This is a genomic window from uncultured Phocaeicola sp., assembly GCF_948499155.1.
GTDB classification, from domain to species: Bacteria; Bacteroidota; Bacteroidia; order Bacteroidales; family Bacteroidaceae; genus Phocaeicola; species Phocaeicola faecalis.
In genome coordinates this window covers 1-10,755 of record NZ_CAOOSE010000048.1, presented here as the reverse complement: position 1 = coordinate 10,755, position 10,755 = coordinate 1, and the positions used below count along the sequence as shown (strand labels likewise).

Below are 10,755 nucleotides of genomic sequence, written 5' to 3'. Positions count from 1 at the left end.
GCGGTAAAGCCATATACCTGTGCAAGCCCCCATACCGCTTCCACCGCACCGGCAAAAATGAAGAGCCAGGTGATAAATAGACAAATTCCACTTGCCATTATTTTATTTATATGTTTCATTTTATTCTTTTCCATACCCGGTTCCAGCGGATATGTCCGTCGGCAGGGTCTTTCGATTTCCATATTCTTGTTGCTTTTCCCACTATGTAGCTTTCGGGCAGCAGTCCCCAATACCGCGAATCGCGGGAGTTCTCCATGTTGTCGCCCGATACGAAGTAATAGTTCTCCCTAAACCGATATTCCCTTATCAGGCTGTCGCCCAAGTAAATAAGTTTATCCCTCAATGAAAGTTCCTTTTTTTGTTCGTACCTTATGATATGTTGATAAAATAATATTGAGATGCTATCCAATGATACCACTTGTCCTTCTGCCGGGACAGGCAATGGACCGAATTCCTTTATCGTCCATCCCAACCGTTTGCTCCACGGAAAACTCTCCATAACCACTCCCCGTGAATCGTTTTCCGTCAGGCCGGAGATGCGTCTTTGGGCGGCCATATTTCCTAATTCTTCCTCTGTCCCGCGTATCCTATAGAATCCGTTCCTTATTTCCAGCGTATCTCCCGGCAGGGCGATACAGCGTTTTACATAATACAGCATGACGTCCATCGCCAGGGAGTCTTTCTTGGCAGGATAAGGGAAATTGAAGACCAGCACATCATTGCGCTTAATCTTTCCGACTCCCAGCAACCGGTGAATCTTCACCTCCTTGTCTTCCAGTGCATCCCAGATATTGAAGATGCGGGCTCCCATTATCCATTTGTTCACCAATATGCGGTCGCCCGCCTGCAGGGTGGGAGCCATTGAATCAGACGGGATGGTAAAGGTCGTGAAACAGGTTATTTGTAACACCAGCCATCCTATTATCAATATGCATATATAGAAAGCGACAGACAGCAGGCGGTCCGTTATTCTTTTCAGCTTTTTCACCTTTCCTACCATTTGTTTAAGAATATTTGTTGCCCATTTTGCATATAGAACACCTGTTCTTCCTTGCCGGCAGATAGGTTATGCAGCCAAAGCAGCGCGTTTTTGGGGACATTGTTATAAACCAACCGGGGTTCCGTTGCCGTTTTCCTGCCTAAAGATATCCAGCCGTCCGGTCCGTTTTGGTAGAACAATTCATATTCATGTCCTATACTGATAAAATTTTCATCATTGCGTGGCACATAAACTATTTTTTTTATCCATTCATCTTTGCCGAGGTCTAAAGTTACATAGCCTCCTTTTTCGTCTGAAAGAAAATAGGTCAGATAGTTTCCGTCACAAATATTCTCTTTTACTTCTTTCTCATTTCCTTTACACGGCTCACTTCCGTTTATAATCTTAAAAGGCAGATTTACCGTGTCCTCTTCTGAACGAAATAACATTAGCTCTGCAATGCGTGCAGGTTTATCTGCAGCTGCTTGATATCGCACATACCTGTATTTTTTGGGGGGATGGCATATCACTTGATTATAATTCACTCTCGGTGTGTCAGCAACCATATAGAGTAACTCACTCTGTCGAAAATCCAAAGAATTTGAAACATCCAAGTGGCTTCCTATGATTTCACTGATATGGAAACGCGTCCATTTTCGGAGCGGATATTTTCGGAATAATTCAACGGTTTCTACTTCTTTCTCAGGCTGGAAATATTTTAATCCTTTATCTGTCAGCCAGAAAGGGAATCCTATTGTATGAAACACACTTCCATTATGATTAGAAGCCAAAGGTACATAAATGACATCAGGCTCTATATTGTTTATCATGGCTTTCCCATTTTGGTGTAACGCCATATCTATAGCCTTCCAGCCCGGAAAAGAAAAGACTCCCAAATAGGCATATTGTCCACATTCAGTCTCATCTACTTCTATTTCCACACTGTTTTCGCCGAAATATTCACCGGTGACATCCTTTATGTAGGGAAATTTTAAGATAGCGGGTATCTCCGACCTGTCCATTATATCCTTTTTCTGTTTGCCAAAACACTGTCTGTATATTTTGCCTTTTAAGCGTTTGTCATCATATCCTTGAGTAACCTTTCCCTCATCATATTCAAAAGGGATTATTCCGGTCCCATTCTTTATAACATTCCAGGAATGGCCACCTTGTGCTTCGGGAGCACTTATAATGAAATCCGTGGCAACAGGTATGCCCACCGAACGGAGGACATATACAGACAAGTCACAACTCTCCCGACAATATCCGACACAGTTCTTTTGCAAAAACAGGGCTCCCAGATGAGGCAGGCTTAATTCATCAGAATATACATAGCCGCTTTCTCGTTTTACAAACCTGATTAACGAGTCTGCCGCTACCATCATATCATTGCCTTTATATAAAGAATCAAGTACAGCCGAATATTTTTGATAAAAAACCTTTCGCCAGTTTTCCAACGGCTCGTCCCCTATGCGATAAGGCAATATCCATTCACAGAACTCGTCAAATGAAAGAGAGTGCCGCCACGGTCTCTTCTGCCAGGCAGCAAAGGCCAAGTCTATATTTTCAATTAAATACTCAGCCTTTATAGCGTGGCAGTCATACACCTTGGGCGTGCTCTTGTAGGAGAACTTACTCCATTTGTCTTGCAAATCACGAGGAAAATGTTTTTTATGGAATATGACGGATTGTATTTTTCTCAAACTGTCCAGACCGGAACTTTTTGCATACGAATAATATCCCGGCATATTCTTTATGAGAAAACATGCAGCATCATATTTAAGGCCACTATCTTTATAATGTTCCAGTACTTTTTCCAGTTCTATTCGGTTTTCGCCTGCGGCATTCAGGGAATATCTTAAATCCTTTTCCCGGCAGCACGAACTAAAACAGATAGTGGATAATATAATAATTAAACAGACATTACTTCTCATAATTTTTTACCTTAAACGATTTGAAAGAAGTATGAGGTATTTTATTGGAAAATATTTTGCATAATCAATATTACCAAGCCAGACATTGCTTCAGCCTCTAAAGGTTGTAAACATTATATCTTCTAATCAGAACAAATGTTACAACTAAAATTTCTTTTTATTCTTTCTTATTTTCATGATTTTTTTTTGAAATGTAATCTATTAGCTCCTCTCTGAATGTCTGGTCTTTTAAGTCTCCAACCTTTAAAACTTTAGAGTTTTCAATTAAGAAAGAACATAAAATGTCATCACGAATTATTTTGTTTTTTATCTTAAAGTTCTCAGAACTATCTAATAATATTGGGTAAGGATAATTGAAAAAATATTTTTCAACTTCATTTTCCATATATGCACTAGATGCTATAATTATAGTTCTTATATTATGATTTTTGTCTAATTTTGCAAAATATTCAGATAGATTATCTAACGCTTTTACACAACCACCACAAGTTATGTCTAAAGTATGTATCAACATAATGCCTGAATCACATACATTATTAATATTAAACAAATTTCCATCTACTAAATTTTTTAAGGAATCGGGTATTATCAAATTCTTATCTTTCTCTATAAAATTCAAACAGATTTTTTCTGCAATATTGTTATTGTCTGTTTTTGTATTTTTACATGATACACATAGTAATAAAAATGCGGCTAATAATAAATATAGATTTCCCATGATTTCAATATTTATAATATCCTAATTCTAATTCGTATGTTTGTGGATTCACTGATATAACATATATTTTGTGTTTAAGCTCGTCAATAGCCATCATAGATGCCATTCTGTCTAATTTATATTCAATTTTATGCTCTCCTGATAAATTTGCGAACAATATCTTTTCACAATAAAAAGCCATTTTGGGTGAGTCTTTCATTGTTTGTCCTGAATATAATAAAAACACACCATCTTTTACTATTTCCGCATTATTAATTCCACATGGTGTTTCTGGTGTTATTAAACATTCATTATTGTCAACTTTATACGAATGCGGCTTAAAGTCTGTAAACAAAGGATTGATTTGACCATTATTAAATGACATTAATTCACAGTAATATCCGAATGGACTATGGTAAAGGAACATTTTTTGCTCTCTATTTATGTGCAATATGCCTTGGTGTATCCAATAAGGATTGACCTGAGTTGCTGATTGTTCGGGGTATTCTCCTATATATTTATTCTCTTTATTTCCGTGAAGTAAATATTTTGCGCCATCTATTGCGCCTAATCCTACACATGTGGAATCATTGATTTGATATAATAATTGTATGCTATTTTCCTTGTTATCGCTAATCTCTTCAAACGAAATATTGTCATAAGGAATAAATTGGCCAGTCTTTGTTATGTCCCAAATATCAAATAAAAGAGTTTTTCTATTTGATACATCTATAACCTGAAATCGGTGATTGTCTATCTTATCAATAATGCAAGAAGATATTAAGTCATTAGGGCCTGTCCCGGTGCTTCCTCCTTTACAGACTATACTCTTTGTTTCCAAATTCAATACTGTATAAATACCTTCATCTGTGGGGTCACACACTAATAGTAAAGAATCAAAGACTTCAATACACAAAGGCTTAAAAAAAAGTTCATCAACATTTAATGTGTTAAATGTTAACTCTTTTTGTTGCTCAAATAGTGGTTCCGCTTTTTGGGGAGAAGAACAAGAAAGCACTAAGATGCCGACGACAAACAATATGAAATAATTCTTTTTATCCATAATATATCATAAATATAGAGCCTGAAGATCATGTTATTGCATGAGGTTCAGGCTCATGTTTTACATTATTGGCACATTTTATCCGGACAGTAACTTTTTGCATGTTGTGAATGGCTTGTTCCACAGGTGCAAATGGTTACAACACTCCAATCAATGCAATAATAAAGAACACTTCCATAAGAAGTTTCACATCCAATTGTATTTGCTTTGGCCTCGATATCGGCTAATACTAAATCAGGCATCATTCCCTCAGCCTTTTGAGAGTTATACACATTAAATCCTGCTACCAGAGCAAATACAGCAACAACTGTTGCTTTCAAAATATTCTTTTTCATCTCTTTTCTATGTTTCGATGATTCATTAATCTTGTTTTCATCTTTTATCGGAAAGAACTCCACCGCAGAAAAAGCAAATACATGACTTGCAGATTCTGATTATTTCCATTAAGTTTGCATCGGACTAATCCTCCTTTCTTTAAGGAGAAACCCAAGGGGTGGAAGGAAGCGTGTTCCTGCGAAGAAAATAGCTTTCTTACCATCCCTCTTTTGTTTCTCTAAATTAAACTCCATTTATTTGGCATTCCCTGCTATCATTAGCCGAAGCGGAGATGCCTTTGTATTGCAATACACGGTTATCTTTAGGTTAATATATTAAATTTATATCTATATTTATAACTGTTTTATTTTCAAAGATTTAATGATTTTACAAACATGAAACACAATTAATGCGACATACAATTTGCATACACATAGTGTATTTAGAAGAAAATAGAAACAAATATTTGTAAGGGAACGTTTCACTCTCCGGGTAAAAAATCTCCTGTGTTCGTTTCGTTCGTACGGTATTTTACCCTTCGCCCTTGACAAATACTCTGTTCTTTACTGACAGGTGTTTAGGAAAAAAGAAAAAAATGTTGTTTTTCGGTGGGGTGTCCGTTTTGTCATTTTGTTACCGGAATTTGTTCGCATAATGGAAGAACCGCACCGACCAGTCGGGTACGCAATATCATTTTGTAATAATTAGCGGGCTGTTTTTAGAGTGTGTCATCCCGATATTGGTTTTTTGCTTTTAGATATAGAAATTCAAAGGGGGTGTGTCAAAATTGCCCACCTCTTTTTTTACGCACAAAGAAGGTGCATCGCGCATTACGACACACCTCCTTTCATGTGCTCGCTTACTCTTCCATCTCAACAATATTTTCAAAATATATCTTCCAGTCTGATTCTGAATAAGCCATACCAGTTCCGGCAGGAACATACAGCGTAGCCCCTTTAACCAAATCTGCGCTGAAAGAACCATCAACCACCCCATGCAGTTTAGGAGGGACAACGGCGTAGCATCGCAATTGTCTTATCGGTGCATTATGGAATGCTATATCTTCTATAGAAGCCACCCCACTGCCTAATGTGACATTGGTGAGAAGAGAGCAGCCGGAAAATGCACCTGAGCTTATTGTTGCAATATGATTGGGAATGGTAATGCGGGTTAAAGAACTGCAATCGCTAAAAGCAAACCATTCCAATGAAACAACACTATTGGGAATGGTGACTTTGGTTAGATTGACACATCCTCTGAACAATGCTGAACCAATGACCGACACTCCGTCCGGAATATCTATGGCTCTAAGGCTACTGCAACCGGAAAAGTCGGTAAGTGCCTTGATTCCTTCCGGGAATGTAATACTAGCAAGCTTGGTGCAGTCTGCAAAACTGCCGACTACCGTTGTGCCTTCCGGAACAGTGATATCGGTAATACCGGTTCCACTAAAAATGGAGGTTTCATACAGATAGTCAGGTACTTTGATGTCGGAAAGGCTGGAACAACCGTAAAATGGAGCGTCGACTGTATTTACACTATTAGGAATGGTCACACTGCGAAGGGAGGTGCAATTCTCAAAAGCACCGTACTCCAGTGTGGTCATTGTGCTCGGCAAAGTAACATCCACAAGGGAGCTACAGTCGGCAAAAGTCCATTTCTTAATCAATGTCATTCCTTCGGGAAGAACAATGCTTTTCAAAGCTGAACATCCATTAAAAGCCTCATACTCGATTGATTTCACACTATTGGGAATAACAACACTGACAAGTCCCTTGCACTCGTAAAACGTTCTTTCCTCGATAGAAGTCACCTTATTAGGAATAATGATATTTTTCAGATTGGTACAACCGTAGAATGCATGGGCTCCTATTGAAGAGACGCTATTGGGAATATGGATCTCTATTAGTCCGCTACAGTTTATTAATGCACTTTCTTTGATAAACGTTGACCCGTTAGACAACGTTATTCTTAGATTTTCACAATCAGAGAAAAGAGCATTATCCAAAAGATTTCCGGACATGGCGATGGAAAGGTCTGCATTGTTCCTGAAAGCCTGGCTGCCTATTGAAGTGACGGTTTCGGGTATTGTCATTGTAAGATGGGAACAATACTCGAATGCACGACCCCCTATTGACTGGATATTGTCGGGAATAATCATGTTACGCAATGAAACACAACCACTGAATACACCTTCCCCTATGAAAGTTAGACCATCAGGCAGTGTGACATTGGTAAGATTTGTACACTTGCTAAAAGCGTCATCGCCTATTTCAGTTACACTGCTGGGAATGATGATATCGGTCAGTCCCGAGCACTGCCAAAAAGCCGCATGTCCTATCGATGTCACACTTTCAGGAATCGTGACGCTGACAATACCCGGGCGTTTCTGAAATGCATATTCTTCAATAACCGTAGTTCCTTCTGCGATGGTCACGCGAACATCTTTGCAGTTAGAACCTATCGGATTTTCTATTTTAGTCAAAAAACGCCCCGGTATGGTTATATCAAGTCCAGTACAGTCGGAAAAAGTCAGCATACTCATTGATTCCACATTGTCCGGAATAGTAATGGTGAGTCCATTGCAGCCACTGAAAGCGAATCCCTCAATGGTGGTCAGGCTATTGGGCAACTTGACACTTGACAATTTCTCACAGCCATAAAAGGCACTGTGTCCTATTGTTGTTACACCTTCCGGCAAATCAATACGGGAAAGACTGGAACAACCCCAAAAAGCACTGCGCGCTATTGTTGTCACACCTTCTGGTAGGACAATATCAGCAAGACTGGAGCAATACTCGAAAGCCGCCATTCCTATCGTTTTGACACTATTCTCGTAGATAACCACTTTGTTAAGAGAGTGGCACGAGGAAAAAGCACGGTCATCTATTGATGTGACACTTTTAGGCAGTAATATCGTCTGTAAACCGCGGCTGGTAAACATACGTTCGCCAATGGTGTTCTCCGTTGGCAAATACTCCTTTCCTGATGAGTTGGGGAGATAATATTCTCCATCCGCTACGATATTCGCCTCGGTCATATCCAAATAAACCAATTTCCCTTCCGTGTTGGCGTGATTATATGTTCCCGCCATTTCACGGATAAATGCAATGTCCTTTCCTCCTAAGTTTCCGGAAACTTCCAGTTCCTCAACATTCAGTTTTTCTGATTCTGCAATATAGTCAGACAATGTGCCGGCCTTTTCTACATGAACCTTCACCCTCTTTCCTTTGGCGGACTGGCTGACGGTCAAAGTCTCTTCAATCCCGCTGGTGGTATTCTTGAAAACAACTTCTGCTGTTCGCGAAGTTTCACCCGTATTCTCAGCTATCTTCAAATACTTTTTATGCGTTGACAATCCACGGGTGGAAGTCTCGCTTATCCACTCTACATCCGGAAGCTGCATCTCAAAGTCCACGTTTGCGTCAATTTTCACTTCAACCGTACCGCCTTCACTGCCGACCTTCACCTCTTTCTCTGAAATGATGATGGCATCTTTCTGCGCTTGCAGGATGGTCAGTGTGTCAGCTATGCTGCTATCCGACTTGTCACGGTATATGATTTCAGTTTTCCTGCCGTCATAAGAATCATTGGGTGCAACAGTATAATGCAGTGTGTGACTGGACATGCCGCGTGTCATGGTCTCCTTTATCCAATCTACAGAAGGCATGACGACCTCATAATCACAATTGCTTCTCAGTTCCACCGTAATCTCTTCCCCTGAAGCGCTTACATGACAGTCGTTCTGGCTCAAAAGAATTATGGAACCACCAGCTTGGTAGATATGTACCGTTTCCGTTAAGGAACCGTCTGAAAAGATTATGCTTCCCTCACGTTTTTTACCGTCTTCGTTCATGGCAACAGTGTAACTTTTTGTCGTGGTGGACAATGCCCGGGTACTGTTGCTCTCTTTTATCCAGTCTTTGCATTCCTCACCGATAGTTGCGGTATAGCTGACATTGGATTTCACTTCTACTGTGACAGTTCCTCCCGCTTGGTCCACCTCAAACTTGTCATTGGTAAGCAGGAGGGCATCCTTCTGTTTTTGGGAAACCACAAAGCTTTTGACTTCCGCACCCGCCTTTAAAGTGACTGTCACACTGCGGTCGTCATAGGTTTCGTTTGGGGTTGTGGTGACCTTTATAGTGTGGCTACCTGCATTCCCACTTGTAGGGGCAACGGTGCACCAAGGGACTCCCCTGTTCCGTGTGGAAGCTACGCTTACTACCCATGCAGTGTTTGTCGTAAAGGAGAATGTCTGTTCGCCTGCTCCTTCTGTAAAATTCATATTTCCCTGCTCAAAATCGATAATGTTCTCAGATTGTTTCGGGGCGTTGTCATTCTCTTTGCTGCAAGCTGTAAAGAATATGCATAACGGCAACAGTATGAATAAAATAGATATTTTTTTCAGTTTCATACTTTTTGAATTTAATATTTCATTGTGATATTCCAATAACTTTCAGGTTCCTGAAGAGTTTTATTTGTTAAATTACGAAACTTATCGCTCGATGTGAATATAGATGAATCCCTATTAGATTTTGCGATACTCTGTGAGTTCATAATCTTCATAAAAGATTCCGTCTTCTGTGTATTTATCTGTTGTTTCGATTATTAATTGAGAGTCTGTTAATGTTTTTACTTTTATCAATTCTGATTCGTTATTGTCGGTTATTGTAATTATTCCATTACTATAACTCCATTTACCTTCATCGAACCAATCCCATTTGTCTGTATGGTATTCAGCACTCTTACATGTCCCATCTTCTTTGAAAACCAATTTAAAACCAACCAAATCATTACCTTCATCTTTGCCTTCATCTACGATCTCTCCGTTTTCCTTATACTGATAAGTGCAAGATATTCTTTCCCAAGTACCTATTAAGGCGGATGAAGATTCGGGGGCTTTTTCGTCATCATCGGAACATGCACTAAAACCGAAAGTCATAATAGACATTAATCCCAACAAAAATAAAAAATAAGTTTTTTTCATAATACAACTAATTTTTAAGTACACCTTTCAGCTCCTCAAGGTTTTCTATTAAACACGAAGCGTGGAACTGCATGCCACGTCTTTGAGTGAAGGTCCTGAGAAAACCTTTGATGACAGATATGGTTATAGCAGCCCACGCTATATGCGTGAGAACCACTATGCCGTTCTTGTCATCTTTGAAAATTTCTCAGGTTTTCACTCGCAAGAGTTCAGCATAACGCTTCTTCAAATTCTAAAATGTCTTGAAGGGAGTTTCCTCTCTTCAAATGCAAAAATATGAAAAATGTAGGAAGCGCAATAATATTTCCTGCATTTTTTATGTTGGCACATAAGTATTTATAGTCATTACAGTTTGAATCCCTTGTTTTTCCGTTGCGGTTGCTGTATCGTTGGCCGTATCCGTCGGAGCAGCCTCTCGAACTGCTCCCTGAACCAGTCGAGGATGTTCTTTCCGTTGATGCGCAGGACAAAGCGTTTCCCTTTCTCTCCCTGCTCTATCCCCATCTGTGCGGTGACGTCCGTCACGGAGAGGCTTTTCTTGTGCTCTTCGGAGTAGAGGTTTCCGCTGTATTCCAACGGCTGGAAGGTGAAAAGCCGGTCCGTCTGCTCGGGCGTGAAGCCTGCCGAACGGCAGTACCCCTCCATGCGCATCGCGTCGGCGAAAAGCGGGAACCATCCGCACGCACGATCCGTCCATTTTTGCAGATATGCCGTCCGCTCCCTTTCCCTTTCCAGTTTTTGGATGTAGTCGGTCTGCACCGTGGCAAGTTCCCTGCC

The 10,755-nt window shown here is 40.1% G+C and carries 7 protein-coding genes and 1 pseudogene; all 8 read right to left on the bottom strand.

What is annotated here, in order from left to right; genetic code table 11:
- Positions 1-115: 115 nt before the first annotated feature.
- A complete protein-coding gene (lepB, locus tag QYT14_RS18600) occupies positions 116-1,000 on the bottom strand; it encodes a signal peptidase I (protein WP_288326299.1) in 885 nt (294 codons plus the stop codon).
- Positions 994-2,913 carry a hypothetical protein gene (locus tag QYT14_RS18595; RefSeq protein ID WP_288326297.1) on the bottom strand — a complete coding sequence of 640 codons (1,920 nt, stop codon included), beginning with the start codon at positions 2,911-2,913 and terminating at the stop codon, positions 994-996. Before QYT14_RS18595 ends, lepB begins: the two co-directional genes overlap by 7 nt.
- A 157-nt stretch (positions 2,914-3,070) precedes the next feature.
- The gene (locus tag QYT14_RS18590; protein ID WP_285946416.1) at positions 3,071-3,631 is read right to left on the bottom strand and encodes a hypothetical protein; all 561 of its coding nucleotides are present in this window, start codon (positions 3,629-3,631) and stop codon (positions 3,071-3,073) included.
- Between the two features lie 4 nt (positions 3,632-3,635).
- Entirely contained in the window at positions 3,636-4,673 is a 1,038-nt protein-coding gene (locus QYT14_RS18585; protein WP_237039526.1) for a BF3164 family lipoprotein, read from the bottom strand.
- A 65-nt stretch (positions 4,674-4,738) separates the two neighbouring features.
- The gene (locus QYT14_RS18580) at positions 4,739-5,008 is read right to left on the bottom strand and encodes an NVEALA domain-containing protein (protein WP_288326294.1); all 270 of its coding nucleotides are present in this window, start codon (positions 5,006-5,008) and stop codon (positions 4,739-4,741) included.
- Between the two features lie 839 nt (positions 5,009-5,847).
- Positions 5,848-9,405 (bottom strand): leucine-rich repeat protein, encoded by a 3,558-nt coding sequence (locus tag QYT14_RS18575; RefSeq protein WP_288326292.1) that lies wholly within the window; start codon positions 9,403-9,405, stop codon positions 5,848-5,850.
- Positions 9,406-9,519: 114 nt separating this feature from the next.
- Entirely contained in the window at positions 9,520-9,978 is a 459-nt protein-coding gene (locus QYT14_RS18570) for a hypothetical protein (RefSeq protein WP_130053782.1), read from the bottom strand.
- A gap of 345 nt (positions 9,979-10,323) precedes the next feature.
- A pseudogene (locus QYT14_RS18565) lies at positions 10,324-10,755 on the bottom strand (mobilization protein); the annotation flags it as partial.